Genomic DNA, 25,581 nt, shown 5'->3' on the forward strand with positions numbered 1-25,581 from the left:
CTCACCACGGCACGCGCCCCGAGTCGTCGAAGAATCCGCCGGTCGTGCCGTCGGCTCCGACGGTCGCCCACCGCACGGCGGCCGTCGCGCCCTCCTCGGGCGACTTCGACCCGCGGAACCCGTTGAGGTCGGTGGCGGTATAGCCGGGCGTGACCGCGTTGATCTTCACGTGCCGCAGGGTGGGATCCGCCAGGAAGGCGTGCGCGTACTTCAGCGTGAGCATGTTCACCGCCGCCTTCGTCGCCGAGTACACGAAGGACTCGTGCGACGCGCCGAACATCGAGTCGGGATCGGCCGTGTTCGCGAAGCTGGCCGAGTCGCTGGACACGTTGACGATGCGCGGGTCGGGGGCGCGGCGAAGCAGCGGGAGCATCCCGTGCACGACACGTACCATGCCGAAGACGTTGGTCTCGAACTCGATGCGCATCTCGTCGGCCGTCACGAGGAGGGCCGGGCGACGGATGAGGACGCCGGCATTGTTCACCAAGACGTCCAGGTGCCCGTACTCGATGTCGATCCGACTCACCGCCGATGTCACCGAGGCGTCGTCCGTGACGTCGATCACCGCGAGCTGAGCCTGGAGGCCCTCGCGCTGCAGCGCGAGGACCGCCTGCTCGCCCTTCGCCGCATCGCGACTGCCAAGCAGCACGGTGAGGCCCCGTTGGGCCAGCAGGCGCGCGGTCGCGAAGCCCAGCCCCTTGTTCGCGCCGGTCACGAGCGCGATCCGTTCCTGCGTCATCGCCTCCTCCCGGCTTTGGTCAGGATCGCGTGGGCCGCGGCGGTCGCCAGGCCGAACACGAGGTGCGCGGAGAGGTCCTTGCCGAGCGTACGGGCGTCGTACTTCCAGATCGGCCGGTAGACGCCGAGCACCGGCAGGATCGCGTAGCTCGCGAGCCACGCGGTCGGGCCGAGCGCGGCGGCGACCGCACGGGGACGGGAGGACACGGCCTGGGCGACGCCGTGGGTGATCCCCCACCCGATACCGGTCGCCCAGTGCACGACGTTCGTCGTCGGTCGCGCCCACGAGTCGGGCGGAGTGCTGCCGCTCACCAGCTCTGCGACCTTGCGGCCGACCTGCCCCGGCGCAGAAGCGGCGTCCCAGGTACGCACCCCCGCCGCGGACTCCCAGCTCGAGAACCGTTCGCGTCCGCCCCGTCGGCGGTATCGGCGGTACCAGAGGAGATCCATCGCCGCGGTGCCCACGGCGCCGGCGACGATCCCGGCGCCGACTGAGGTGATGAGGTTCATGAGAAGACCCTTCGAGTGATGTTGGTACGGACGAGTTCGATGAGCTCATCGGCCCGGCCGGAGAGGACGCTCCGGGTGGCGTAGAGCGCGAAGCCCTCGACCTGGGACGTACGGATGCTCGGTGGAAGCGCCAGTTCCTGGCGGGCGACCATGACCTCGACGACGGCGCTCCCGTCGTGCGCGAACGCCTCGCGCAGCGCGTCCGCGAGTTCGTGCGGGTGCTCGACACGGCGACCGTGCATCCCGAGCGCGCGAGCGACCTCGGCGAAGCTCGGATTCGAGAGGTCGGTACCGAAGTTCACGTAGCCGGCCGCCTTCATCTCGAGCTCGACGAACCCGAGGGATCCGTTGTTGAACACGACGACCTTCACCGGAAGCCGCATCTGCTCGAGGGTGATGAGGTCGCCCAGCAGCATCGCCAGGCCGCCGTCGCCCGACAGCGTCACCACCTGCCGACCCGGCTGCGACGCCTGCGCGCCGATCGCCTGCGGCACGGCGTTCGCCATGCTGCCGTGGGTGAAGGAACCGATCAGCCGTCGACGTCCGTTCATGCGCAGGTACCGAGCCGCCCAGATCACGGGGGTCCCGACATCCGGGATGAAGACCGCGTCATCCGCGGCGATCTCGTCGATGGTGCGCGCGACGAACTGCGGGTGCAGGGGCGTACGGTCGTGATCGGCTTCGGCGAGCCGATCGAGGCGCTCGCGGGTCGAGGCGTAGTCACGACGCGCGTGGTCGAGGTGGCCGCTGTCGGTCTCGACACGCACTCGGGACGACAGCGCCGCCAGCGTCTCCTTCGCGGACCCCACCAGCGGGATGTCGACCCTCGTCCGCCGACCGATCTGCTCACCGCGCACGTCGATCTGGACGACGGTCGCGTGTTCGGGGTAGAACTCGCGGTACGGGAAGTCGGCCCCGACGATGAGCAGGGTGTCGCACGCCTGCATGGCGTGATAGCCCGAGGCCACGCCGAGCAGCCCGGTCATTCCGACGTCGTTCGGGTTGTCGGGTTCGACGAACTCCTTGCCCCGGAGCGAATGCACGATCGGCGCCTGCAATCGGCTCGCGAGCGCGATGAGCTCGTCGTGGGCGCCGTCGCACCCGGCGCCGGCGAGGATCGTCACGCGCTCCGCCGCGTCGAGCGCCTTCGCCGCGACGTCGAGTTCGCCGTCACTCGGTCGAACGCTCGATCGGCTTCGTCGGATCGCCGGGAACGCTCGGGGCCGCGGCACCTGGGCGACGAGCACGTCGCCGGGCACCACGAGGACCGAGACGCCACGCTGCTCGACGGCGGTGCGGATGGCGATGTCGAGCACGTACGGAAGCTGGTCTGGCGTCGAGACGAGCTCGGAGAAGACGCTGCACTCGCGGAACAGCTCCTGCGGGTGCGTCTCCTGGAAGTAGCCGGTGCCGATCTCGCTCGACGGGATGTGCGCGGCGACGACGAGCACCGGTACCCGCGAGCGCTGTGCGTCGAACAGCCCGTTGACGAGGTGCAGGTTGCCCGGCCCGCAGCTCGCGGCCGCGACGGCCAGCTCACCGGTGAGTGCGGCCTCGGCCGCTGCGGCGAACGCCGCGGTCTCCTCGTGCCGCACATGCATCCACTCCAGGTCGCGGGTGCGCCGCAACGCGTCGCTGAGCCCGTTCAGCGAGTCGCCGGGCAGGCCGTACACCCGACGCACTCCGGCGCTCTTCAGCGTCTCGACGATGAGTTCCGCGACCGTGTACGACATGGTGATGACCTCGCTCGATGATGTGGTGCACCCACCGTCGCAGCGACAACGGGCACGACGCACCCGTGAGTGTCCCGAGTCCACCCCCGGGGCCGTGGTGCGCGCCCCGATCGACGGGGTGACCCGCCTTCGAGTCACGGGTGCGAGCCCGGGCATCCCACTGGCGCGCGCCGATCGGGTGCCGCGGCATCGTCGAGGCATCCCATCACTCGATGCAAGGAGTCAGTTCATGTCCATCCAGGAAGCCGTCACCAGCACCCGCACCGGCCACGTCGACACCGAAGGCGATCGGATCGTGTTCGATGTCCGCGGCGAAGGCACCCCCATCGCGCTCCTGCCGGGCACGCCCGGCGATGCGAGCGTGTTCGGGCTCGTCGCGGGCCCCTTGGCTGCCGATCACACCGTCGTCACGTACGACCCGCGCGGCTTCGGTCGCAGCTCGGCCAACGAACCGCGGCGGTACGAGATCGGGCAGCAGGCCCGCGATGTCGTCGCCGTGTTGCGCGCAGCCGGAATCGAGCGAGCGCTCGTGGTCGGCAGCAGCGCCGGCGCGGAGGTCGGTCTCGAGCTCGCGACGAACCATCCCGACGTCGTCGCCGGCGTCGTCACGCACGAACCGCCCGTCGTTCGGCTCCTGCCCGACACGGACGAGCTCCAGACCCGCATCGCCGAGATCTACCGGACGGCCTGGACGGAGGGCAGCAAAGCGGCGTTCTTCGACTTCCTGCTCCTGACGCAGCTGCCCTTCAACGCCGGCGAGCCGTTCACGGCCGCCGAGGTCGCGGCGATCCGCCCCGGAGCGGAGCAGGTGCCCGGAATCGACTTCGCCGACTACTACATGAAGCACCAGATGCTGCCGCTCACGGACTACCTGCCCGACCTCGACAGGATCCGCCGCAACGGCGTGAAGCTCGTCGCCGGCGCCGGGCGACTCAGCCTCGACCTGCCGTTCGGGCGCACCGCTCGCGCGGTCGCCGAGGGCGCGGGCGCACCGTTCGCGGTGTTCCCCGGACATCACGGTTCGCTCTCCGACCCGTCCACCGCCGAGGCCTGGACCGCGACGCTCCGCGACGCGCTGGCCTCGCTCTGACGAGTGGACGACAGGAGCATCGCCATGACGTCATCACCCGCCGCTTCCCAGGCGACCCGGGCGGACGCACCAGTCGCCGACCCGTTCGCCGAACTCCGGTTCGTCGACGCGGGCGCGCTCCGCGTCGGATACCTCGACGCGGGCCTGCGGGACGGCACACCGGTGCTGCTCCTGCACGGCTGGCCGTACGACATCCGCAGCTTCGCCGAGGTCGTGCCGCTGCTGACCGAGCGGGGCTACCGCGTGCTCGTGCCGTATCTTCGCGGGCACGGTTCCACGCGCTTCCGTGACGAGCACGCGCCCCGGAACGCGCAGCAGTCGGTGCTCGCGGCCGATGCGATCGACTTCCTGGATGCCGTGGGCGTCGAGCATGCGATCGTGGCCGGGTTCGATTGGGGCGCGCGGACCGCCGACATCCTCACCGTGCTCCACCCGGGCCGGATCATCGGACTCGTCTCGGTGAGCGGCTACCTCATCGGCAGCCGTGCCGCCGGGGCGACCCCGCTTCCGCCGGCGGCCGAGCTGCAGTGGTGGTACCAGTACTACTTCGCGACCGAACGGGGTCGCCAAGGCTACGACCGGTACCGTCGCGACTTCGCGAAGCTGATCTGGCGACTCGCCTCCCCGCAGTGGTCGTTCGACGACGCCGAGTTCGATGCGAGCGCGGTCGCCTTCGACAACCCCGACCACGTCGACATCGTGATCCACAACTATCGATGGCGCCTCGGGCTCGCCGGCGGGGACCCGCGGTTCGACGAAGTCGAGACGGTCCTCGCGACCGCCCCGACCGTCGGCGTGCCGACGATCACGCTCGAGGGCGACGCCAACGGCGCACCGCATCCGGATGCCGCCGTGTACGCGTCCAAGTTCACCGCCGCGTACGAGCACCGGGTGGTCGGCGGCGGGGTCGGACACAACCTGCCCCAGGAGGCGCCGCGCGAGTTCGCGCGCGCGATCGTCGACGTCCATCGGATGTCACGGCAGCCGTGATGGGCGACAGCCATGCCGGAGCATCCGGCATGAGATCGGTGATGAGCACACCGATCCAGAAGAAGGAGAGAGCATGAACACTCAACACCCCGTCGTCGTGCTGGTGCACGGCGCATTCGCGGAGTCCGCGTCCTGGAACGGCGTGATCTCGCGGCTCACCGAGCGCGGTATCGATGCGATCGCCGCGGCGAACCCGCTGCGCAGCCTTTCGGGCGACGCCGCATACGTGCGCGACGTGGTCGCTGCGATCGATCGACCGGTCGTGCTCGTCGGGCACTCGTACGGCGGACTCGTGATCACCGAGGCGGCGTCCCGCAACGACGCCGTCGTCGGACTCGTGTACGTCGCGGCATTCGTGCCCGAGCCCAGCCAGAGCGCACTCGAACTGTCGAACAGCGAACCCGGCAGCACGCTCGGCGATGCGCTGGTCGCGTATCCGCTCGCGAGCGGCGGGACCGAGTTCGCGATCCGCCGGGAAGCGTTCCATCACCAGTTCGCCGCGGATGTCCCCGAAGCCGAGGCCGCGCTCATGGCGGCCACCCAGCGACCGGTGACCGAGGCCGCGCTCACGCAGGGGCTGCCCACCGAGCAGCCCGCGTGGCGGAGCATCCCATCGTGGTTCGTGTACGGCGACGCCGATCTCAACATCCCCGTCGCCGTGCATCGCGTCGGCGCGGAACGCGCCTCGTCCCGCGGCACCCGCGAGATCGCCGGCGCATCCCACGCGATCAGCGTCTCGCAGCCCGAGGCGGTCGCCGAGACGATCCTGGCGGCGGTCGCCGCGACGGTTCCCGCGGCGTCCTGACGACGACGAAGGCGGGCGTTTCCGGTTTCGCCGGCGACGCCCGCCTTCTCGTGCGCACAGGGCGAGGTCAGCCCTCGCGCCCGCCTCGATCGCGGATCCGCCCGGCCGGATCGAGCTCGATGACCGTGTCGATCGCCAGTCGATCCAGGAACGCCCGATCGTGGCTGACCACCAGCAGTGCGCCGCGGTAGCCGTCGAGGGCTTCCGCCAGGTGCTCGACGCTCTCGATGTCGAGGTTGTTCGTCGGCTCGTCGAGGATCAGCAGCTGCGCGGGCGGGTCGGCGAGCAGGAGCCGGGCCAACGACACGCGGAAACGCTCGCCGCCCGACAGCGATGCCACGGGCCGGTCGACGCTGCTGCCGCGGATCAGCAGCCGCGCCAGCTGATTGCGGATGGCCCCGGGCGTGCTGCCCGGAGCGACCGCCTGCACGTTGTCGAGCGCGCTCGCGGTCTCGTCGAGGCCGTCGAGCCGTTGCGGGAGGTAGCCGACCCGGTCGGTGAGCAGGGCTCCGTGCGGCCGCCCGTCGGTCGGCTCGCTGCCGGTGCCGTCGCCAGCGCTGCTGCCGCTGTCGAGCAGCCGGCCGATGAGGGTCGACTTGCCGGCGCCGTTCGGCCCGACGAGCGCGACGCGCTCGGGCCCCTGGATGACGATCGTGCGGTTCGGGCCATGGATCTCGGCGATGCGTCGCCCGCGAGGCACGTCGGGGTCGGGCAGCGTGAGGTGGATGTGCTGCTCGTCGCGGACGCGCGCGTCCGCCGCGTCGACAGCGGCTTGTGCCGCGCGGACCTTGTCGTCGAGCGTCGACCGCATCGACCCGGCGGACCCCTGGGCCCTGTTGGCACGGGCGCCCGCGAGGATCTTCGGGATCCCGCCGTCCTGCTGGGTCTTCTTGGCGGTGCGCTCGCGACGGGCGAGCTTGGTCTCGGCTTCGACGCGCTGCCGCTTCTCGACCTTCAGCGCCTGCTGCGCGGCCCGGGCGGCCTGCGTCGCCGCCGCCTGCTCCTGCTCGCGGTACGCCCGCCAGGCGCCGTAGGGGCCGCCGAACACCTCGAGACGGCCGGCATGGAGCTCTGCGGTGTCGTCCATGTGCTCGAGCAGCTCGAGATCGTGGCTCACCACCACGAGCGTGCCGGGCCACGCATCGACGATGTCGGCGAGCTTCTCGCGGGTGGGCCGGTCGAGGTTGTTCGTCGGCTCGTCGAGGAGGGTGATGGCGGTGCGCCTCAGTCGCAGGCCGGTGATCGCGATGAGCATCGCCTCGCCGCCCGAGACCTCGGCGACGCGGCGGCCGAGGTCGGCGGCCGTGAATCCGATCTCGGCGAGCGCCTCGTCGGCGCGGGCCTCGATGTCCCAGTCGTCGCCGATGGCGTCGAAGTGCCGTTCGTCGACGTCGCCCGCCTCGATGGCCCGGAGGGCCGTCACTGCGTGGTCGATGCCGAGCAACTCGGCGATGGTGGAGTCGGTGGTGAGCGTCAGGGTCTGCGGCAGGTAGCCGACGTCGCCGACGGTGTCGATCTGACCAGAGGTCGGCTGGAGCTCTCCGGCGATCAGCCGGAGCAGGGTGGACTTGCCGGCCCCGTTCCGGCCGACCAGGCCGGTGCGACCCGAGGGGAAGGTGGCGTCGAGACGGTCGAGTGCGATGGTCCCGTCGGGCCACTCGAACGACAGGTCTCGGAGGGTGATGGCGGGTTTCGATGGCATGGTGATGCTCCTTCTGCCGCGTGCGGCAGTGGGGTGGATGACTGGTGCGGTGCGCGCCGGAACGTCGTCGCAACAGGCGACGCGTCGGAGGGGTCGCTCACTCGGGAGCGCTGAGGGCTCCTGCTGATCGTGAACGGCCACCGGTGTCCGGCGGCTAGAGTCTGTCGACCTCGATCTCCATGGTCCTCCGATCCTATCCGGCCGCGGCGATCAGACCGCCGTGCGACGTGTCTGCGACGCGGTGGCGAGCGCGGCGATCACGACGAGTGCGGCGGAGAGCGCGAGTGCCGCCAGTGACGCGAGCCCGAGGGCGACCGCGCCGAGCACGATGGTCAGGACGCCGGCGATGAGGGGAGCGCGGCTCCACGCGCCGGTCGCGAGCCGCGCGAAGAGTCCGAGCCCGAGCAGGTAGCACGCGAGCCCGCCGCTCAGCGCCGCGATCGCACCCCAGTGCGCCGGGGCCGCGGGTGCGACGGCGATGTCCTCGAGGAGGAGCCGGACCCCGAGCGCGACGAAGACGGTGCCGGCGACGAGCGGCAGGTGCCCGAGCGTGTATCCGTCGCGGGCGAGCGCGGGCCGACGAGCGGGTGCCGCCCGGAGGAGGGCACGGTGCGCTGCGATGGACGGCCCGCGGAAGTACGACCACCAGATGCCGAGCACGATCGCGAAGGCGAGCAGGGCTGCGGCGATCGACCGGGGCTCGACCGCGGAATCCCGCATCGTCGAACCGAGCCCGGCACCCGACGAGAGCACCGTCTCGCCGAGCGCGATGATGAGCACCAGGCCGTGTCGCTCGACGAAGTGCGCCGGGCTCGCGACGCGCCAGCCGTTGTACCGCGAGGCGAGCCATCCGACGCCGAAGTCGAGCCCGAATGCGACGGCCCAGCACACGCTCTGCAGGTCGCCGCCGAGCACTGCCCCGACGATCAGGAGCGCACTCGAGCCGGTCTGCGGAATGGCATCGATGAGCAACTGCGTGCGCAGTCGCCGGTCCCGGCCGGAGGTCGAGAGGAACACCGCGAAATAGCTCGCCCGCACCACGATGAACGCGACCGCGAGCACGAGCGCCGGGCTGAGCGTTCCGGCGGGCGACTCCCACGCGCCGGGGATCGCCAGTGCGGCGACGAAGAGCGCGCACATCGCCACGAGGATGGCGACGACCACGCGGCCGCGGTCCAGCCGCACGCGGTTGCCGAGCCAGATGTAGGCGCACCACGCCCACCAGAGCAGCAGGAGCAACAGCACGCCCCGACCGAAACCGGCCGGGGTGGGCTGAGCTTCCATGAGGTCGACGACGCGCATGAGCGCCAGCACGAAGACGAGGTCGAAGAAGATCTCGAACATCGTCACGCGATCGCCGTCGCGTCGGGCATCCGCGCGCTCGCCCGTCGCGCCGGTCACGGCGTTCACAGCATCGTCGACCTGCCCGTTCACAGCACCGCCGGTCCGCTGCCCGGATAGTCGGTGGATGCCGCGAGCTCGCGCCCCGCGTCGAACTCGGCGTGGAAGCGAGCCAGCTTGTCGCCGATGCGGCGGTACGCGTCGCTGCCGAGGATCAGCCAGTGCCGCGGCTCGGCGGCGCGCACGTTGGCGATGATCGCGTCGGCCGCACGGGCGGGGTCGCCGGGGAACTGCTCGGGCCGCACGGCCGTCACCGCCCGGATGAAGGCCCCCGAGGTGGCGTCGTAGTCGGCGATGGCCTGCCCGGAGACGTGGGTGCGCTGCTCGATCCCCGTGCGGAACGACCCGGGCTCGACGAGGAACGCTCGCAGCCCGATCGGCTCGATCTCCTGCCAGAGCGCTTCGGTGAACCCCTCGAGCGCGAACTTCGTGGTCGAGTAGTACCCGTTGGCGGCCAGGCTCGAGATGCCGTCCATCGACGAGATGTTGACGATGGTGCCCGAGCGGCGTGCTCGCATGCCCGGCAGCACGAGTCGGGTCAGCTCGATCGGCGCGAACACGTTCACGTCGAACTGGGCGCGGATGTCTCGCTGGTCCTGCTCCTCGAGCGCGCCGAGGAAGTCGATCGCGGCGTTGTTCACGAGGACGTCGATGCCGCCGGCCCACGTCTCCGCCGCGGCGACCGCCTCGCGTCGCTGTTCAGCGTCGATGACATCGAGCTCGACGACGAAGGCGGTCTCGGGGTGGCGCATCCGCACGGCGGAGAGGTCGTGCCCGCGCCGGGCCGCGAGCACGACCCGGTCGCCGGCCTCGAGCGCGCGCTCGGCGAGCGCGGCCCCGAGGCCGCTGCCGGCCCCGGTGATGAACCAGGTCGGGATGTCGCTCATGCTGCCGTTCCCTCCGTCGTCGTGTCGACGTCGGTCGTGCCGGACTCGGCCGCCGGGAAGTCCGCCGACCTGCTGACGTCGGCCCACGCGACCGCCTCCTCGAGGCGGCGCCGCTCGCCGCTGAGCACCCGGTCGACCGCGCCGCCGCCGAGCAGCAGGCGCATCGGAAGCCCGTCGTGGGCCCGGCCGAGGTCGCCGTGGGCGAGGTCGACGAGCACGCGCGCCGCACGGGCGGGGTCGCCGGGCTGCGTGCCGTCGCTCTGCCGGCGCTGCTCGTGGATGCGGCCGATCGTCGCCTCGTAGTCGGGGCCGACCGGATGCATCGTCATCGAGTCGCCCTGCCAGTCGGTGCGGAACGCGCCGGGCTCGACGATGACGACGCCGACGCCGAATGGCGCCGATTCCGCCGCGAGCACCTCGGAGAAGCCCTCGACGGCGAACTTCGCCGCCTGGTACGCGCCGAGTCCCGGGGTGCCGCCGATGCGACCGCCCACGGATGAGAACTGCAGGAACAGCCCCGAACGTTGCGCGCGCATCAGCGGCAGCGCCGCGCGGGTGACGTTGACCACGCCGAAGAAGTTCGTCTCGATCTGCTCCCGGAAGTCCGCCGCCGGCGTCTCCTCGATGGAGCCGCTGTTCGCGTAGCCCGCGTTGTCGACGACGACGTCCAGCCGTCCGAATCGGTCGACGGCACGACCGACGACCTGGGTCGCCGCGTCGGCATCGGTGACGTCGAGTTCGGCGACCAGCAGTCGGTCGGAACCGTACCGTGCCGCGAGGTCGTCGAGTGACGTGGTTCGTCGAGCGGTCGCGACGACACGGTCGCCGCGGTCGAGGGCGGCCTCGACGATCCGCCTGCCGAAGCCGCGCGAGCTTCCCGTGATCAGCCAGACCAGAGTGTCGCTCCGTCGTCCCTGTTGCTCGTTCATGAGTCCGTCCCTTCGCGCCGGACCTTCGCCGGCACTGTCGTCCAGCGTGCGCCGCAGGGCGGCGGGATCGCGCCCGTGACGGTGCCGGGGCCGCGCCCGGGTCGAGCCCCGGTCGCCATGCCGCCCGTGATCCCCGGGGGGTCGACCGGTCATCCACCCGGGCGCGTCGGTGGCAGCTCTCGCGGGAACGTGGTGCGGTGCCGACCGATCGGCACGACCGACCAGCAGGTCGGGCATCGGAAGGGAAAGCTCATGACGACCGTCAGATTCCACCTCACCTCCACGTTGAGCGCACCAGAACTCATGGCGGTGCTCACCGACTTCAGCCCGGCACGTGCCGAGAACTGGCCGACGATCGACGCCGACCACTTCGAGGTGCACGCGCTCGGGCAGAACTGGGCCGACGTGACGGAGGGCACCGCCTCCGCGTGGGAGCACGCGCACTACGAATGGGACGCCGCCGCGAATCGCGTCGCGATCACCACGCTCGACTCGAAGGTCTTCGGCCCCGGCGGCGGCTGGGTGTTCCAGCTCACCCCAGAGGGCGACCGCACCCGGGTCGATGTCGAGCTCACCCGCCGACCGACTGCCTTCAAGGCCAAGGTGCTCGCGCTGCTCCTGCCGCTCGTCGCACCGGGCGCGCTGCGCAAGTCGTTCAGCGGCCCGCTCCGGGCCCAGACGGCGGCCGCCGCATGAGGACCGGTACGGGCGCGAGCCCGCGCCGGTCAGCGACCACACGAAGGGGACCGTCCATGGGATGGATCGACCGGATCTTCGGCCGCAAGGTCGAGCTCGACACCGAGGCGCTGCCGGCGGGCGCGACCATCGGCGATGCGCGCGCCGTCGAGCGCTACCAGCGGATGCTGCGCACCGCACCGCCCGACGTCATCGAACGCGCCCACGTCGAGGCGTTCGAGCGGCTTACGCCGGCACAGCTCGACCTGCTGTTCGAGCGGCTCACGGCGGACGCCGAGCAGAGCGACGAGCGGCCCGTCGACGCGAACCCCGCCAACCTGGCGCGCTCGGTCGCACGGGCCGGCCGGCGTCGACCGGCCGCGACCGTACGCTCGCTCGAGCGAACACCCGCCGGCACCGACCAGCACGGGTGGGTCGGCGCGTCCCTGCTCGACACCGTCGCCTGGTACGCGATCGCCTCGGCGGCATGGACCTCCTGGGGCGACCCGGGCGGAGCGATCGGCGATCCCTCCGGCGGCTGGGACTTCTGGGACTTCGGCCTCTGACCGGCGGCGCGGCCGTCGGGGCGACCCGGGGGCGCGCCAGTGAGTCCGACGGGCGCGCCGAACGCGACGGCGAAGCATCCTCGAGACAACGAACCGATGCACGCAGAGAAAGGAACCCTTCCCATGGACACCGAAACGACCGCGACCGAGACGACTCGCACCGATGCCGAGGTGCGAGACGCGGCCCCTGCCCTGAAGCTCGAGGTCGTCGTCATCCCCGTCTCGGACGTCGACCGGGCGAAGGCGTTCTACGCCGGGCTCGGCTGGACGCTCGACGTCGACCTCGACATCGCACCCGGCTACCGGGTCGTCGAGTTCACGCCTCCCGGGTCGCCGACGTCGATCATCTTCGGCACCGGCGTGACGGAGGCCGCACCCGGCTCGGTCCGCGGGCTGCAGCTCGTGGCATCCGACATCGAAGCGGCGCGTGAGGAGCTCGCGGCCGGTGGGGCCCTCGTCAGCGAGGTCTTCCACGATGAGACCGGCGTCTTCCACCACGGCGGCACCATCGCGCGCGTGCCCGGCCTCGCACCCGACCGCAGCTCGTACGGCTCGTGGATCGCGTTCGAGGACCCCGACGGCAACGAGTGGCTGGTGCAGGAGGTCACCCAGCGGATCCCGGGCCGGGTCGTGCAGACCCGCTACGACTCCCCCGCCGAGCTGGCGGCCGCACTGCGCGCGGCCGCGGAGGCGCACGGCGCGCACGAGGCCAGGATCGGCCACGAGGATGCCGGTTGGCCCGAGTGGTACGCCGAGTACATGGTGCGGGCGGCCGCGGGCCAGGAGCTGCCTGAATGACCGAACGCTCGGCCCATCTGGCTCGGCTGCTCGTCTTCGAGGAGCTCCGCTCGCTGCAGGGTCGGCTCTGTCGCGCGGCGGGCGACCGCGCGTGGGACGAGTTCGAACGATGCTTCGCCGCCGACGGGCAGCTGCGCGTGTACGAACCGGATGGTTCGCTGGCATGGTTCGCCCTCAGTCCGCATATCGGCGCGACGATCGACGTCGAGGCCGGCAGCGGCACGCTCGTCGTGCATTCGTTCGGGGGCGAGCTGACCCTTCGAGCCGAGTCGCGAGCCGAGGCCGTCTGGGCGGCGGAGTACGTCGTCGGCCAGGACGGCTCGGCGGCAGGCCGCGCGCACCACGGGTACTGCCGGATGCACCAGACCTACCTCCGCGACGGCGAGCGGTGGGTCATCCGCTCCATCGACCTCATCCGACGGTTGCAGGACTGAGCCGCGGAGTGGGAGCGAGCCGGTGAACCCAATAGGATCGGCGAGCATGGAGCACCGCGCGCCCGCCCCGCAACTGCTGGGCCGTCGGCGCGAGTGCGAGGCGATCGACCGCGTGCTCGCGAGCCTCGGCGGCGGCCAGAGCCGCGCCCTCGTGCTGCGTGCCGAGGCCGGTGCCGGCAAGTCGGCGCTGCTCGACTACGCGTCCGACCGCGCCACCGCCTGCAGGGTGCTGCGCTCGACGGGCATCGAATCCGAGATGGAACTCGCCTACGCCGGTCTGCACCAGCTGTGCGTTCCCCTGCTCGACGGCATCGACGCGCTGCCCGCGCCGCAGGCGGCGGCGCTCGGAGTCGCGTTCGGCCTGCGCAATGGGGACGCACCCGACCGGTTCATCGTCGGGCTCGCGGTGCTCGGACTGCTCGCCGACGCGGCGGCGTCGCGACCGCTGCTGTGCCTGGTCGACGATGCGCAGTGGCTCGACCGGGCGTCCGCACAGGTGCTCGCATTCGTCGCGCGGCGGATCGTGGCGGAGTCGGTCGGCATCGTCTTCGCGGTGCGCGAGCCCGTCGACGACGCGTTCGCCGGCATCGAGGACCTCGTCCTCGAGGGCCTCGAGGACGCCGACGCCCGGCGGCTGCTCGCGTCCGTGATCTCGGGCCCGCTCGATCCCGACGTCCGCGACCGGCTGGTCGCCGAGACCAGGGGCAACCCCCTGGCGCTCATCGAGCTCTCGCGCGGCAAGCGGGCGGTCGAGATCGCGGGCGGCTACGGCATGACGGCGGCAGCGAGCGTGACGAGCCGCATCGAGGACACGTTCGTCGACCGCATCGGCGAGCTTCCGGCCGAGACGCGCTCGGCGCTCCTCGTCGCCGCGGTGGAGCCGGTGGGTGATCCCGTCCTGATCCAACGGGCGATGGGCTCGCTCGGCATCGAGGCGGATGCGATGAGCCCCGCGATCGAGGAGACGCTGATCGAGTTCGGCGCGCGCGTCAGGTTCCGGCATCCGCTCATCCGCTCCGCGGTCGTGCGCGCGAGCCCCGTCGGCGCCCGACGCGCGGTGCATCGCGCGCTCGCCGCGAGTGCCGATGCGTCCGCCGATCCCGACCGACGGGCGTGGCACCTGGCCGAAGCGGCGATCGGGTTCGACGAGGAGGTCGCCGCCGACCTGGTCCGATCCGCCCGACGAGCGCAGGCGCGTGGCGGGCTGGCCGCCGGCGCGACCTTCCATGCGCGCGGCGCTGAGCTCACGCCCGACCCGACGATGCGCTCGAGACGCGCGCTGATGGCCGCTGAAGACCTGTACCGGGCGGGAGCGATGTCCGATGCGCTGCGACTGCTCGACCTGACCGAGCCCGAATTGCTCGACGAGCACCAGCGTGCCCGCATCGAGCTGGTGCGCGCGCACGTGGCCTCGAGCACGACTCGCGGCCGCGGCGCCGCGGCGCGCCTAGTGACCGCCGCGCGCCTGCTCGAACGACACGACGGAGAGACCGCCCTGGCGACCTACGCGGACGCGGTGATCGCCGCGCTCTCCGCGGGAACGCACGCCGAAGAGGTCGGGCCCGCCGAGGTGGCGGCGGCGGTGCTCGCGGCCGACCCGGCGCCGCCGCTCAGCGGGCCCGCCCGCGCCGCACGGCAAGCACTGCACGGGCTCGCGGTGCTCATCGTCGACGGGTACGCGGCTGCGGCCCCGACGCTGCGAAGCGGGCTCGATCGGCTCGTGGCGTTCGCCGAGTCCGACGATCCGGCCGGGCCGGCCGCCGAACCCGACCCGCGCCGCGGGCTCGGCGAGGACGCCGCGCCCCCCGGCGGACTGCTGCAGTGGTTGCCCATCGCCTGCGCCGTCGCGCGCGCCCTGCTCGACGACTCGGCCTACGACCTGCTCGCCGCACGAGCGGTGCGCATCAGCCGCACCCAGGGCGCGTTCTCGCAGCTTCCGCTGCTGATGGCGGAGCGCGCGTCGGTGCTGCTGCTCAGCGGCCGGACGGACGAGGCGATGTCCGTCGCGCAGGAGCTGCAGCCGATCGTCGAAGCGACGGGCATGCCGACGTCGATGACGCGCAGCGGCTGGCTCGCCACGTTCCGGGGCGACGAGCGCACGAAGGCCGAGGTGACGGAACGGCTGCGGCCCGAGATCCTCGAGCGCGGTGAGGGGCAGTGGTTCACCACGGTCGCGTGGCAGGACGCGATGCTGTACAACTCGCTCGGGCGCTACCCCGAGGCGCTCGCAGCCACGGACTCGGCGGCCGGTCACCCGTACGACCTCGGGCTCGCCGGATGGATCCTGCCCGAGCGGGTCGAAGCCGCCGTACGCGCGGGTTCCCCCGAGCTCGGGACGGAGGCGCTCGGTCGGCTCGAAGAGCTCGCCGCGGCATCCGATACCGACTGGGCCCGGGGGCTCGCGGCTCGCTCCGCAGCCCTCGTCGCCGCCGCCGACCTGGCCGAACCGCTCCACCTCGAAGCGATCGAGCGCCTCGGGCGCACGCGGATCCGCACCGCGCTCGCTCGCGCGCACCTGCTCTACGGCGAGTGGCTGCGCCGTCGGAACCGTCGCGTCGAGTCGCGCGAGCATCTGCGGCTCGCGCACCAGCTCTTCGTGGAGACCCACGGCGACGGGTTCGCGGAGCGTGCCCGGCGCGAGCTCGCCGCCACCGGCGAGGTGGTGCACAAGCCGGCGGCGAGCCCCGTCGACGAGCTCACCGCACAGGAGCGCCAGATCGCCCTGCTCGCTGCGTCGGGCAGCACGAATCCCGAGATCGGCGAGCAGCTCTTCCTCAGCCCGCGCACCGTCGAATGGCACCTCCGCAAGGTCTTCGTGAAACTCGACGTCTCGTCTCGACGACAGCTCGCACGTGCCATGCGGGTCACGCAGCCCGCACCCGCGTAGCCGCCCCGACGGACCCGCGCACCGGACACCCGGGCATCCCGACGGCAGAATACCGGGGGGCTTCCCCGTCACCGGCACAGGTGCCCCCCGGGAACGGTTGCACGACCGTGGAGCCATGAACATCCACACCCATTCCCGAGTCGCTCGCACGTCGGCACGCGCCGTCGACGCGAAGCGCATCGCCTTCTCGATCGCAGCGGTCGCCGCCGCGATCGTCGTGCTCGTCGCCTGTTGGGCGTCGATCGTCCCGCCTGCCCACGCCGAGACCCTCAGCGCCACGGCGTCGAGCGGTTCATCCAGCGACGCGCCCGACACGCCCGACGCGCCCGTCGTGCAGACCGCGGACGGGCCCGTGCAGGGCATCGCCACGCCCACCGGCGTCGAGTTCCGCGGCATCCCGTATGCGGCTCCGCCGACCGGTGAACTGCGGTGGACTCCCCCGCAGCCGGTCGCCTCATGGACCGACACCCGTGACGCGACCGTGTTCCCGCCGGTGTGCCCACAGGCTCCGCCGAGCCCGTGGGGGCAGAGCGAGGACTGCCTCTACCTGAACGTGACCGCCCCGGCAAGGGATGCCGCGGCGAGCAGCGAGCTGCCGGTCATCGTGTACATCCACGGTGGCGGCTTCTCGTACGGTGAGGGCGCCGACTACGACCCCACGAAGCTCGCGGGCGACGGCGCGATCGTCGTCACGTTCAACTACCGACTCGGGCTGCTCGGATTCCTCGCGCATCCCGCACTCGCCGACGGCCCGGGCGCAAGCACCGGCAACTTCGGCTACCAGGACCAGCAGGCGGCCCTGCGTTGGGTGCAGCAGAACATCGATCAGTTCGGCGGCGCCCGCGACAACGTGACGATCGTCGGTCACTCGGCCGGTGGTCTCTCGGTGCTCGCACAACTGGCCTCCCCCGGGGCGAAAGGCCTGTTCCACCGCGCGGTGATCCAGGCGGGTGCGTTCGCACTCCAGCAGCAGTCGCTCGCACAGGCCGAGCAGGCCGGCCAGGCCAGCGCGGTTGCGGTCGGATGCCCCGACCAGTCCGCCGAGTGCCTGCGCGCGGTGTCGGTCGACACGCTCGTCGCCCACGAGCAGGCCTCGTTCACGCCGGGCTACGTCGACGGGACGGTGCTGCGCGAATCGGTCGGCTCGGCGATCGCCACCGGTCGGTTCAATCGTGTGCCCATCATCAACGGCACGAACACGCAGGAGGAGCGGATCTTCACCACGATCGGTCGAAGCGTGACGAAGGGCGCCACGATCCTGCTTCCCGGCCCGATCGACGCCTCGAACTACGTATCGACGATCGCGACGAACTTCGGCATCAGCACGACGAAGGCGAAGTTGATCGCGGCGGCGTACCCGCTGTCGAAGTACGCGACCCCCGCGCACGCGTTCAGCACGCTGAACTCCGACGCGAACTTCTCGTGCCCCGCGTATGCGCTCGACATCGCCGCCTCGCGATACGTGCCGACGTTCGCATACGAGTTCAACGACGCGCTGGCCCCCCAGCGCGATGTCCCCGACGGCCTGGGCGCACCGTTCGCCGCGACGCACCAGTCGGAGCTGCAGTACCTGTTCGACCTCCCGAACTCGCAGCTGCCCGGCGGGCTCTCACCCGACCAGGAGCAGCTCGCCGCGAACATGCGCGCCGCGTGGGTGCAGTTCGCCGCGATCGGCTCGCCGTCGACTGAGGCGGTGCAGTGGCCGCAGTTCAAGGCGCTGAACCCGCGCATCGTCTCCCTCGAGACGCCCGCGTCGAAGGTCGAGCGCGACTTCGCCCTCACGCACAAGTGCGGAGTCTGGGCGGCCGCCGCGCTGCTGGCCAACCTCTGAATCGCACACCCCGCCGGGGGTGCCGTCACCGGCACCCCCGGCACCCGCATCGCACGAGCCGTCGAGAGGCCGCCATGTTCCAAGCATCGGTTCGAGACATCCGGGTGGTGAAGCGGTACGAGCGCGAGCAGCCGCACCGTCGATCGGCGATCACCACGGCCGAGGTCGCCGCATTCCAACGGCTCACCCCATCCCAGGCGAACCTGCTCTGGGAGCGGTCGGCCCGCCGCGACGCGGCGGCGACCGGAAGACGGCCCGGCCGCATCGACCTCGTCATCGGTTGGCTCGCCGGTGTTCCGGATGCCTCGACGCTCGGTCTCGGCGTCGCCGTGAACCCGACCGGCATCCCCTACGGCTGGTGGGCGATCGCGAACCGGGTCGCGAACGGGGGATTCTGAGGGTGGCGGCGGCCCACCGGCCGATCAGCTGCGACCCGAAACCGCGCTGGAGTGAATCAGCCTTGCGCCGGCGTCGATGAGTTCTCGCGACATCGGGTCGTTCGTCGACAGATCGGTGATGACGCCAGCGACCGCGTCGAGCGGCAGGACCGCATAGCGCGACGCTGCGCCGATCTTCTCGTCGCTGGCGAGCACATACGTCTCGGCGGCGCGTGATGCGAGCGCGCGCTTCATCGCGGCCTCATCCGCATCCCCCGTCGTCAGCCCGGTCGTGGGATGCACGCCGGTGACGCCGAGGAAGAACAGATCGGCGCTGATCCTTTCCGCCGCTTCGACTGCGGCTGCACCGCAGGCCACCGCGGAGTGCTTGAACAGCTGTCCCCCGATGAGGAACACGTCGGCGTCGTGGTCCAGAAGTGCTGCAGCGATGGTCGGGCTGTGCGTGATGATCGTGCCACGGAAGGTTCTCGGGAGTGCCTCGACCATCGCGAGCGTCGTGGTGCCGCCGTCGAGAATGATCGTCGCGCCGTCCTCGATGAGTGCGGCGGCGATACCGGCAACCCGCCGCTTGCTGTCGGTTGCGACGGCGGTGCGGGTCGCGTAGTCGGCGACGGCCGGGGAGGCCGGGAGCGCGCCCCCGTACACACGCACCGCGAGACCGGCCGCGTCGAGTTCGCGCAGATCGCGCCGAATGCTGTCTTCGGAGAGACCCAGCTCGGCGGCCACCTCTTTCGCGATGATGCGCCCGTCTCGGCGCAGACGGTCCAGAAGCAGACTTTTCCGCGACGCAGCCAGCATCATCGATCCTTCCTGTTTGTGCACGTTTTTACTGTATCATGCCGATTGTGCGGAAGCCTTTGCTGATCCTGATCGCCGGCCCCTACTCATCCGGCACGAACGGGCGCCTCGATCTGATGGCGCAGAACCTCGAGCGCCTCGAGAGCGCCGCCTGGCCGATCTTCGAGGCCGGGCACGTGCCCATCATCGGCGAGTGGGTCGCGCTCCCGGTGTTGGCACGCGCGGGGGCGAGCGGGCCGGCCGATCCGTTGGCCAGCGAGGTGATGTACCCCACCGCCGAGCGTCTCCTGCAGCACTGCAACGCCGTGCTGCGGCTTGCCGGTGACTCCCACGGGGCCGATCGCGACGTCGCGATCGCACGCGAGCGCGGCATCCCGGTGTACTACTCGATCGACGAGATCCCACACGCAACCCCGAGCGCGAACCGAGATCGGATGGCCCGAACCGGCCATCCCGATCTGGCTCGTCCGAGCGATGCCACAGGCGAAGACCGAGCACTGGACTGATGGCATGACATCCATACGCATCGCTCCCCATCTCAACGGTCTGGTGGATGCCGCGCAGGGCGGCATCGCATCGGGCATGTTCGCACAACTCGTCGGCGGCTCCGCCCGAGTGCGACTGCTGAATCCCATTCCGCTCGATGCCGACCTGGCCGTGCACGATGGCCCGAGCGGCATGGTCTCGATCGCGCACGACGACACGCTCATCGCGAAAGCCGAGCCGATCGCCCCATTTCGACACGAGGCCCCGCTCGCACCCTCCTTCACGGAGGCACTCGAGGCATCTCAGCGCCACCCGTTCGTCGGTGTTCGTCACCTGTTCTCGGACTGCGTGGTCTGCTCTCCGACCCGGCCCGACGGTATCGGCGTCGTCTTCGGCAACTCCCGTCGCCTCCGCGATGTGCTGATCGCTCCGCTCTCGGCACCGCCCCGGTTCGCCGTGAACGGCGCCCTGCGCCCTGAGATCCTCTGGGGTGCGCTGGATTGCACCAGCTTCCCGTCTGATCTGCTGCCCAGCCGTACCGTCGCGGTCACGGGGCAGCTGACCGCGCACGTCGAGCGCGCGGTCGACGCCGACGAGCGACTCGTCGTCGTCGGCTGGCGTACCGGCAAGGGCACTCGCTCGCACCGCACCGCCTCCGCCGTCCTCGACGGCGCCGGACGCACCGTCGCGTCCGCCGAGGTGACGTGGGTCGAAGTCGCCATGCCAACACCGAGGAACCACGCCCGGGTCGCCGTCTGATGCGGGACACCAGTCGAAAGGCAGAAGGATGATCGATCTCATGCGCCGGGGGGTGGAGACTCCTCACCCCGACCACCCAGACCTGCGCTCCGTCAGGTTGGACGAGCCCGAGGGCAGGCTGATGAGCGATGACCTCTTCGTCCGCTACGTCGAATTCGACGGCACACCCGTCGCCTGGGCAGCGACTGGCTCTGGTCCGGCGCTCGTGGTGGCGGGTTGGTGGTGCAGTCACCTCCGGCTCAACTGGGCGGACGCCGGCTTCCGGGACTACCTGGAACGTCTCGGACGCCATCGCACCGTCATCCGCTACGACCGGCCCGGCACGGGGCTGTCGGGCGGTGCCGGTGCACCACCGGCAACCCTCGAAGCGGAATACCGCGCACTTGCCGGGCTCGTCGATGCACTCCAACTCGACAGCTTCACGTTGCTTGCCGGGTCGTCGGGATGCGCCGCCGCAGCGGTCTACGCTGCGCGCCATCCCGGGCGTGTCGAGAAGCTCGTGCTGTGCGGCGGCTACGCCCGTGGTGCCGACATCTCGCCCCCGGCCGTGCGCGACACGTTGATCGCCGCGACGCAGAGGCACTGGGGCCTCGGGTCGCGTGTACTCGCGGACCTCTTCCTCCCTGAATCGACCTGGCAGGAGCGCGCCGAGTTCGCCGAGTTCCAGCGTCGCTGCACAACCGCTGATCAGGCTGCCGCTTCGCTGAAGGCCCTGTACACGTTCGACTGCTCCGCTGAGCTGGGCGAGATCGGCGTGCCGACCCTCGTCCTTCACCGCCGGGACGATCGGGCGATTCGACTCGAGCTCGGCAGAGAACTCGCCGCGGCGATTCCGCATGCCGACTTCGTCGTGGTCGACGGCGCCAACCATTTCCCGTGGCGTGGCGACCGTGTGCGGATCGCGAACGAGGTCATCGCCTTTCTCACCGGCACCGCTGTGGAGCGGCGAGTCGCTCCCCCGGTGAGACCGGTGCAACTCTCCGGCAGGGAACGCGAGGTGCTCGCCCTGACCGCCCAGGGCATGACCGACCCCGAGATCGCGAAGCGCCTGCTGCTGAGTCCGCACACCGTTCACCGGCACATGGCGAACATCCGCACCAAGCTGGGCGTCAGCTCCCGTGCGGCAGCCGCCGTGTGGGCGACTGCCCACGGGGTCCTGTGAGGCGATCGAGATGAGTGAACGCACGGTCACGCGCACGATACCGTTCGACCACGCCCTGCGCGGCCGCTTCAACGCCTGGTTCTTCTCGGCCCTCGACGCGTACATCAATCGCGTCACCGCGCCCCTCAAGAGGACGGCGTTCGGGAGCCTGGCTGCGCGGACCGTCGTCGAGCTCGGCGCCGGCGTCGGCTCCAATCTTCGCTATCTTCCACCGGGAGCGGAACTCGTCGCCGTCGAACCGAATTCCCGCATGCACGCGGCTCTCGCGAAGCGTTGCGCGCAGGCTGGTGTCGAACTGCGACTCATCACCGAATACGCCGAGAGGATCCCCCTCGCCGACGAGTCCGTCGACGAGGTGATCTGCTCCCTCGTGCTGTGCACCGTGGCGGATCCAGATGCCGTGCTCCGGGAGGTGAGACGTGTGCTCCGACCAGGTGGACGGTTCCGTTTCGTCGAGCACGTCGCAGGTCCCCCGCGAAGCATCCGCTCCTGGGTCCAGCGCGCAGTGCGCAGACCGTGGGGGTGGACGTTCGAAGGCTGCGACCCGCATCGGGACACCGCCGCCGTCATCGAGCGTGCTGGATTCCAGCGCACCTCCGTCTCCGATCGGATACTGCGCGGCAGCGTGTTCTACCCGGTCAACACCGCGATCTGCGGGATCGCCTGGCGGTGAGCCTCATCCCGCCGAGATGCTGCGCACCTCCGAGCCGGGCAGGGCGAGGTGCTCCAGCATCGACACCTCGTCGACCATCGCTGCGCTGAGTCGCCGGAGGATGCCGGGAATCTCCTCGTCCGCCCAGTCATAGCGCGCCACATCGGCGCCGGCAGTGAGAAGCGGCAACGTCAATCGGTCGCGGGTGCGCTGGTACGACTCGAGCGCGGCCTGCTCGCCGGCAGAGCCGAGTCCATCGACGATGGCGTGCGCGAGCAGCTCCGAGTCGCGCAGAGCGTCGGAGATCCCGTGGCTCGTGATCGGGTCTTTGAACGAGCCTGCGTCGCCGACGAGCGCCCATCCGGCACCCCAGGACTGGCGCAGGAATCCCGTTCTTCCACGCCATCCGGTCTCGCGGCCGACCAGGCGCGCTCCCGCGACACGATCAGCCTGCGCCGGGTCCACTGCGCGCAAGATCGCGTCGAACGCCGATTCAGCGTTCAGGCTGGCACGAGTCGATCTCATTCGTTCCGGGGTCGTCGCGACGAAGACGCAGTGGCATCCATCGTTGGTGGGGATCACTCCGACTGCGGCGCCGGAGCCGTAACTCCACTCGTAGCCGTCGGGATCCAGCCCCTCCACGTACCGGTATCGGACGGCGCTCGCGCCGACCCGCGTCGCGATGACCGGGGCCGCGGCGAGCGATGCGATCCGGGAGTGGACGCCGTCGGCGCCGACGACGAGGTCAGCGCTGTATCGCCGTCCGTCGACGGTCGCGACACCGCGAACCCGTCCGGACCCATCACGCAGTAGGCCCGAGACATTCGCACCGAAACGGACGGCGGCACCTGCATCTGCGGCGGCGTCCACGAGGATGCCGTCCAGCAGGCGACGCCGAGGAGCGGACAATGCTTCGACCCCCGCGCTCGGGCGGATCGGGATGCGCAGCGGAGGCTGTCCGGCGTAGCGAAACGTCGACGTTCGAATTGCGGGGGTGCCGGCCGCGACGACCGCATCGAGCAGGCCCCACCGGGATAGCTGGAGCACGCCGGCACGCATCAGCGCGTGCGTCGAGACCGTGTCCGTACCCGGCCGCCCCCGCTCGAGCACGAGGACGCGCAGCCCCGCGCGACCAAGGAGCATGGCCGTGGAGGCACCAGCGATCCGTGCCCCCACGACCACCACGTCATAACCGCTCCTCATGATCGCTCGGTCGTCGGGCTCGTCAGCGAGTGACGACGTCGACCTCGACCTCGACCGGGGTCGGGTTGACCAGCGCGTCGTACACCGCCGACCGACGCCGGGACTGCTCCACGAGACCACGCAGCGTCTCGTCGTCGGCATCCCCGCTGATCTCGAAGGTCACGCGAATCCAGCGGTATCCGTTGCGAACATCATCTGAGAGACCGAGCAGCCCGAGCAGATCGATGTCTCCCTCCACAGTGGAACTCACACGGTCGAGACGGATGCCGCGAGCCGAAGCGATGTTTCCGATGCCGGCGGTGAGACAGCTCGCCAACGCATGCAGCACGTACTCGACGGGAGTCGGTGCGTTGTCGGCGCCGACGAGCACGGCAGGGTGGTCGCTGTCGAGGAAGGTGACGTTCTTGTGCGCCATCTCGTGAAGTGCGCCGTGGAAGCCCGAGATCTCCGTACTCGAATGGGTTCCCGCCCGCCAGGTGTTGCGGGCGCGGAATCGGAACGCGGCAAGCTCCGGCGTCTGCCGCACCGCGTCGAGGGTCGCGAACAGGTTCGGGACGTCGACGCCGTTCAGCGGCTGGCGGATCTTCGTGGGGCTGGAATCTGGTGTGTTCGACATGCGCCCATTCCAGCGACGCACCACGCGGCGAGCATCGCTCGGATGAGCCAATCCAAGATGGCCCGGCCGGGCCACCGTCGTTCGTCCGGAACGGCCGAGTCGCCGGTCGGTCGCGTGGCGGGCGACGCAGTCGCTTGACGTCATCGTCACCGTCACGCGAGCGCGAGAACGACGAACGCGGCGGTGCTGGCGACGGTGCGCACGTGATTCCACCGATTCCACCGCACCTCGAATCGGTCGCGCGCCTCCTTCCGAAGCTGGGCGTCGCCGATGGGAGCAGCAGCGAGCCGATTGTTCAGCGGCACGTTGACGACGCCCGTCACCGCGAAGGAAACCAACGAGAGCACGAGACCCGCCACGAGATAGGGCAGTGCATGCTGAGCGGCAGCGTCGAGGTGCAACGCTGCGGCGGCGACCGTCGCGATGGGCGCAGCCAGGAACACGACGATGAACGGGCCGTTGACGATGCTTCGATCGACGGCGCGGAACACGGTCACGTACGCATCGTCGTCGACGCGGCGCAGCCCTGGCATCACGCCGGAGCTGAAGGCGAAGAACACCCCCGCGAGGAGTCCGTTGCCGGCGATCGCGGCGACGAGCACCGCTTCTGCAAGCCCGTTCATCCCGGTCTCCACACCGATCACGCCGCGATGAGGGCGGCGATCGTCGCCTCGATCGGAGTGTCGACGCCAACCACGCGATCCCCACGGGGCGCCAGCAGGCCCCGCTCGTCGGCGCGGTAGAGCTCGGCGAGGCTCTCGGCCACATGGGGACGGAAACCGGCGTCGATCAGCGAGGGCGCCCATGCGTCCTCGGGCAGCACGATGACGTCGAGGTCGCGTTCCAGCGCCGCTCCGAGAATCCCGGCGACCTCTCGTTCGGAGTACGCAGGACCGCGTACGTCGATCGATGTGCTCGTCGCATCCGGCGACAACAGCGCCCGCGCGGCAGTCGCACCGAGATCGCGCGTCGCCACCATCGGAACCAAGACGTCGGCCGACGAGGCGAAGACCGGATAGACCCCCTCCCGTGCCGCCGCGAGCAAGTCGCCGACCTTCTCCTGGAAATGCCCCGACCGGAGCGCGGTCAGCACGGTGCCCGTCGCCCGCAGCGCCTCTTCCATCCGGTGCATCCCCGCGATCGGGCCGGTACCGCCGGGGAGGTCGGCGCCCCCGGAGGAGAGCATGACGACATGCGGGATTCCGCTGTCTGCAACCGCGCCGGCGACCGACCTCGTGACCGCGTCGGCGTAGGTGTCGAGGTCATCGACCGTGAGATCGAACGGCAACAGTACGAAGAGGCCGTCGCACCCGGTGATCGCCTCGCGAACGGCGGCCCGGTCACCGAGATCGACGACACGGGCCTCCGCGCCCTGCCGATTCCATTCCTCGACGCGTTCGGGGTTCCGAACGAGTACCCGCACCTCAGCACCCTCCGCCAGCAGGTGACGCGTTGTTGCCGATCCCACGCGTCCCGTCGCTCCAGCTACCGCATACATGTGTCGCTCCTTCGTCGAGATGTTCACTCATCC

26 protein-coding genes are annotated in these 25,581 nt (G+C 70.8%); 14 read left to right on the forward strand and 12 right to left on the reverse strand.

The features are described from left to right. Position 1 precedes the first annotated feature (1 nt). The 3 genes from FLP10_RS00550 to poxB are packed head-to-tail and all read right to left on the reverse strand — an operon-like array spanning position 2 to position 2,981. A complete protein-coding gene (locus FLP10_RS00550) occupies positions 2-739 on the reverse strand; it encodes an SDR family NAD(P)-dependent oxidoreductase (protein ID WP_149159095.1) in 738 nt (245 codons plus the stop codon). Continuing rightward, positions 736-1,248 carry a hypothetical protein gene (locus tag FLP10_RS00555; RefSeq protein WP_149159096.1) on the reverse strand — a complete coding sequence of 171 codons (513 nt, stop codon included), beginning with the start codon at positions 1,246-1,248 and terminating at the stop codon, positions 736-738. The genes FLP10_RS00550 and FLP10_RS00555 overlap by 4 nt, the downstream gene beginning before the upstream one ends. After that, on the reverse strand, positions 1,245-2,981 hold the full coding sequence (poxB, locus tag FLP10_RS00560; RefSeq protein ID WP_149159097.1) for a ubiquinone-dependent pyruvate dehydrogenase: 1,737 nt from the start codon (positions 2,979-2,981) through the stop codon (positions 1,245-1,247). Before poxB ends, FLP10_RS00555 begins: the two co-directional genes overlap by 4 nt. Before the next feature lie 229 nt (positions 2,982-3,210). On the opposite strand from poxB, the gene FLP10_RS00565 reads away from it, so the two are divergent. The 3 genes from FLP10_RS00565 (at position 3,211) to FLP10_RS00575 (ending at position 5,866) form a co-directional block, all read left to right on the forward strand. Further along, a complete protein-coding gene (locus FLP10_RS00565; protein WP_168209063.1) occupies positions 3,211-4,071 on the forward strand; it encodes an alpha/beta hydrolase in 861 nt (286 codons plus the stop codon). 24 nt (positions 4,072-4,095) lie between these two features. After that, complete coding sequence (locus FLP10_RS00570; protein WP_149159099.1) at positions 4,096-5,061, forward strand: alpha/beta fold hydrolase; 966 nt, start codon at positions 4,096-4,098, stop codon at positions 5,059-5,061. A 73-nt stretch (positions 5,062-5,134) separates the two neighbouring features. Next, positions 5,135-5,866, forward strand: coding sequence for an alpha/beta fold hydrolase (locus FLP10_RS00575; protein ID WP_149159100.1), 732 nt, complete (start codon positions 5,135-5,137; stop codon positions 5,864-5,866). Between the two features lie 67 nt (positions 5,867-5,933). On the opposite strand, the gene FLP10_RS00580 is transcribed toward FLP10_RS00575, so the two are convergent. The 4 genes from FLP10_RS00580 to FLP10_RS00595 all read right to left on the reverse strand — a co-directional run bounded on the left by FLP10_RS00580 (position 5,934) and on the right by FLP10_RS00595 (position 10,785). Next, on the reverse strand, positions 5,934-7,568 hold the full coding sequence (locus FLP10_RS00580) for an ABC-F family ATP-binding cassette domain-containing protein (RefSeq protein WP_149159101.1): 1,635 nt from the start codon (positions 7,566-7,568) through the stop codon (positions 5,934-5,936). Between the two features lie 210 nt (positions 7,569-7,778). Then, on the reverse strand, positions 7,779-8,978 hold the full coding sequence (locus tag FLP10_RS00585) for a low temperature requirement protein A (protein WP_149159102.1): 1,200 nt from the start codon (positions 8,976-8,978) through the stop codon (positions 7,779-7,781). Positions 8,979-8,998: 20 nt separating this feature from the next. Next, complete coding sequence (locus FLP10_RS00590) at positions 8,999-9,856, reverse strand: SDR family NAD(P)-dependent oxidoreductase (protein ID WP_149159103.1); 858 nt, start codon at positions 9,854-9,856, stop codon at positions 8,999-9,001. Beyond that, positions 9,853-10,785, reverse strand: coding sequence for an SDR family NAD(P)-dependent oxidoreductase (locus FLP10_RS00595; RefSeq protein ID WP_149159104.1), 933 nt, complete (start codon positions 10,783-10,785; stop codon positions 9,853-9,855). The genes FLP10_RS00590 and FLP10_RS00595 overlap by 4 nt, the downstream gene beginning before the upstream one ends. Before the next feature lie 252 nt (positions 10,786-11,037). Between FLP10_RS00595 and FLP10_RS00600 the strand changes: the two genes are divergently transcribed. The 7 genes from FLP10_RS00600 (at position 11,038) to FLP10_RS00630 (ending at position 18,374) form a co-directional block, all read left to right on the forward strand. After that, the gene (locus FLP10_RS00600) at positions 11,038-11,481 is read left to right on the forward strand and encodes a hypothetical protein (RefSeq protein ID WP_149159105.1); all 444 of its coding nucleotides are present in this window, start codon (positions 11,038-11,040) and stop codon (positions 11,479-11,481) included. A 56-nt stretch (positions 11,482-11,537) separates the two neighbouring features. Further along, positions 11,538-12,026, forward strand: a complete 489-nt coding sequence (locus tag FLP10_RS00605; protein WP_149159106.1) for a hypothetical protein — start codon at positions 11,538-11,540, stop codon at positions 12,024-12,026. A 123-nt stretch (positions 12,027-12,149) separates the two neighbouring features. Next, complete coding sequence (locus tag FLP10_RS17875) at positions 12,150-12,824, forward strand: VOC family protein (RefSeq protein WP_149159107.1); 675 nt, start codon at positions 12,150-12,152, stop codon at positions 12,822-12,824. Further along, on the forward strand, positions 12,821-13,258 hold the full coding sequence (locus FLP10_RS00615) for a nuclear transport factor 2 family protein (RefSeq protein WP_149159108.1): 438 nt from the start codon (positions 12,821-12,823) through the stop codon (positions 13,256-13,258). Before FLP10_RS17875 ends, FLP10_RS00615 begins: the two co-directional genes overlap by 4 nt. A gap of 46 nt (positions 13,259-13,304) precedes the next feature. After that, positions 13,305-16,145 carry a helix-turn-helix transcriptional regulator gene (locus tag FLP10_RS00620; protein WP_149159109.1) on the forward strand — a complete coding sequence of 947 codons (2,841 nt, stop codon included), beginning with the start codon at positions 13,305-13,307 and terminating at the stop codon, positions 16,143-16,145. Between the two features lie 115 nt (positions 16,146-16,260). Further along, positions 16,261-17,976 (forward strand): carboxylesterase/lipase family protein, encoded by a 1,716-nt coding sequence (locus tag FLP10_RS00625; protein WP_149159110.1) that lies wholly within the window; start codon positions 16,261-16,263, stop codon positions 17,974-17,976. 74 nt (positions 17,977-18,050) lie between these two features. After that, positions 18,051-18,374: a hypothetical protein gene (locus tag FLP10_RS00630; protein WP_149159111.1), complete on the forward strand. Its 324-nt coding sequence runs from the start codon at positions 18,051-18,053 to the stop codon at positions 18,372-18,374. Positions 18,375-18,398: 24 nt separating this feature from the next. Here the strand turns inward: FLP10_RS00630 and FLP10_RS00635 are convergent, their stop codons facing one another. Next, a complete protein-coding gene (locus FLP10_RS00635; protein WP_425457624.1) occupies positions 18,399-19,196 on the reverse strand; it encodes a DeoR/GlpR family DNA-binding transcription regulator in 798 nt (265 codons plus the stop codon). Positions 19,197-19,219: 23 nt separating this feature from the next. Here FLP10_RS00635 and FLP10_RS00640 point away from each other — a divergent pair, with 23 nt between their 5' ends. The 4 genes from FLP10_RS00640 to FLP10_RS00655 all read left to right on the forward strand — a co-directional run bounded on the left by FLP10_RS00640 (position 19,220) and on the right by FLP10_RS00655 (position 22,252). Next, entirely contained in the window at positions 19,220-19,678 is a 459-nt protein-coding gene (locus FLP10_RS00640; protein WP_246150087.1) for a DUF4406 domain-containing protein, read from the forward strand. A gap of 4 nt (positions 19,679-19,682) precedes the next feature. Beyond that, entirely contained in the window at positions 19,683-20,417 is a 735-nt protein-coding gene (locus FLP10_RS00645) for a hotdog fold domain-containing protein (protein WP_149159112.1), read from the forward strand. A 121-nt stretch (positions 20,418-20,538) separates the two neighbouring features. Next, positions 20,539-21,579, forward strand: coding sequence for an alpha/beta fold hydrolase (locus FLP10_RS17645; protein ID WP_149159113.1), 1,041 nt, complete (start codon positions 20,539-20,541; stop codon positions 21,577-21,579). Positions 21,580-21,589: 10 nt separating this feature from the next. Next, positions 21,590-22,252, forward strand: coding sequence for a class I SAM-dependent methyltransferase (locus tag FLP10_RS00655; protein ID WP_149159114.1), 663 nt, complete (start codon positions 21,590-21,592; stop codon positions 22,250-22,252). A gap of 3 nt (positions 22,253-22,255) precedes the next feature. Here the strand turns inward: FLP10_RS00655 and FLP10_RS00660 are convergent, their stop codons facing one another. From FLP10_RS00660 to FLP10_RS00675, 4 genes are all read right to left on the reverse strand, one after another. Further along, the gene (locus FLP10_RS00660; protein ID WP_342780551.1) at positions 22,256-23,575 is read right to left on the reverse strand and encodes an NAD(P)/FAD-dependent oxidoreductase; all 1,320 of its coding nucleotides are present in this window, start codon (positions 23,573-23,575) and stop codon (positions 22,256-22,258) included. After that, complete coding sequence (locus tag FLP10_RS00665) at positions 23,457-24,050, reverse strand: OsmC family protein (protein ID WP_149159116.1); 594 nt, start codon at positions 24,048-24,050, stop codon at positions 23,457-23,459. Before FLP10_RS00665 ends, FLP10_RS00660 begins: the two co-directional genes overlap by 119 nt. A 152-nt stretch (positions 24,051-24,202) precedes the next feature. Further along, a complete protein-coding gene (locus FLP10_RS00670; RefSeq protein ID WP_149159117.1) occupies positions 24,203-24,673 on the reverse strand; it encodes an anthrone oxygenase family protein in 471 nt (156 codons plus the stop codon). A gap of 17 nt (positions 24,674-24,690) precedes the next feature. Further along, complete coding sequence (locus tag FLP10_RS00675) at positions 24,691-25,575, reverse strand: NAD(P)H-binding protein (protein WP_246150089.1); 885 nt, start codon at positions 25,573-25,575, stop codon at positions 24,691-24,693. Positions 25,576-25,581: the final 6 nt, after the last annotated feature.

The sequence above is a fragment of the Agromyces intestinalis genome (genome assembly GCF_008365295.1).
In the GTDB taxonomy this organism is placed as follows: Bacteria; Actinomycetota; Actinomycetes; order Actinomycetales; family Microbacteriaceae; genus Agromyces; species Agromyces intestinalis.

Coding starts and splice junctions, on each gene's coding strand:
- poxB (WP_149159097.1), bottom strand. CDS start 2,981: ATGTCGTACACGGTCGCGGAACTCATCGTCGAGACGCTGAAGAGCGCC.
- FLP10_RS00670 (WP_149159117.1), bottom strand. CDS start 24,673: ATGAACGGGCTTGCAGAAGCGGTGCTCGTCGCCGCGATCGCCGGCAAC.
- FLP10_RS00575 (WP_149159100.1), top strand. CDS start 5,135: ATGAACACTCAACACCCCGTCGTCGTGCTGGTGCACGGCGCATTCGCG.
- FLP10_RS00655 (WP_149159114.1), top strand. CDS start 21,590: ATGAGTGAACGCACGGTCACGCGCACGATACCGTTCGACCACGCCCTG.
- FLP10_RS00555 (WP_149159096.1), bottom strand. CDS start 1,248: ATGAACCTCATCACCTCAGTCGGCGCCGGGATCGTCGCCGGCGCCGTG.
- FLP10_RS17645 (WP_149159113.1), top strand. CDS start 20,539: ATGAGCGATGACCTCTTCGTCCGCTACGTCGAATTCGACGGCACACCC.
- FLP10_RS00590 (WP_149159103.1), bottom strand. CDS start 9,856: ATGAGCGACATCCCGACCTGGTTCATCACCGGGGCCGGCAGCGGCCTC.
- FLP10_RS00570 (WP_149159099.1), top strand. CDS start 4,096: ATGACGTCATCACCCGCCGCTTCCCAGGCGACCCGGGCGGACGCACCA.
- FLP10_RS00605 (WP_149159106.1), top strand. CDS start 11,538: ATGGGATGGATCGACCGGATCTTCGGCCGCAAGGTCGAGCTCGACACC.
- FLP10_RS17875 (WP_149159107.1), top strand. CDS start 12,150: ATGGACACCGAAACGACCGCGACCGAGACGACTCGCACCGATGCCGAG.
- FLP10_RS00660 (WP_342780551.1), bottom strand. CDS start 23,575: ATGCCGACGACGAGACGCTGCGTGGTCTCGTGGAGCAGTCCCGGCGTC.
- FLP10_RS00550 (WP_149159095.1), bottom strand. CDS start 739: ATGACGCAGGAACGGATCGCGCTCGTGACCGGCGCGAACAAGGGGCTG.
- FLP10_RS00665 (WP_149159116.1), bottom strand. CDS start 24,050: ATGTCGAACACACCAGATTCCAGCCCCACGAAGATCCGCCAGCCGCTG.
- FLP10_RS00625 (WP_149159110.1), top strand. CDS start 16,261: ATGAACATCCACACCCATTCCCGAGTCGCTCGCACGTCGGCACGCGCC.
- FLP10_RS00615 (WP_149159108.1), top strand. CDS start 12,821: ATGACCGAACGCTCGGCCCATCTGGCTCGGCTGCTCGTCTTCGAGGAG.
- FLP10_RS00630 (WP_149159111.1), top strand. CDS start 18,051: ATGTTCCAAGCATCGGTTCGAGACATCCGGGTGGTGAAGCGGTACGAG.
- FLP10_RS00620 (WP_149159109.1), top strand. CDS start 13,305: ATGGAGCACCGCGCGCCCGCCCCGCAACTGCTGGGCCGTCGGCGCGAG.
- FLP10_RS00645 (WP_149159112.1), top strand. CDS start 19,683: ATGACATCCATACGCATCGCTCCCCATCTCAACGGTCTGGTGGATGCC.
- FLP10_RS00580 (WP_149159101.1), bottom strand. CDS start 7,568: ATGCCATCGAAACCCGCCATCACCCTCCGAGACCTGTCGTTCGAGTGG.
- FLP10_RS00600 (WP_149159105.1), top strand. CDS start 11,038: ATGACGACCGTCAGATTCCACCTCACCTCCACGTTGAGCGCACCAGAA.
- FLP10_RS00595 (WP_149159104.1), bottom strand. CDS start 10,785: ATGAACGAGCAACAGGGACGACGGAGCGACACTCTGGTCTGGCTGATC.
- FLP10_RS00565 (WP_168209063.1), top strand. CDS start 3,211: ATGTCCATCCAGGAAGCCGTCACCAGCACCCGCACCGGCCACGTCGAC.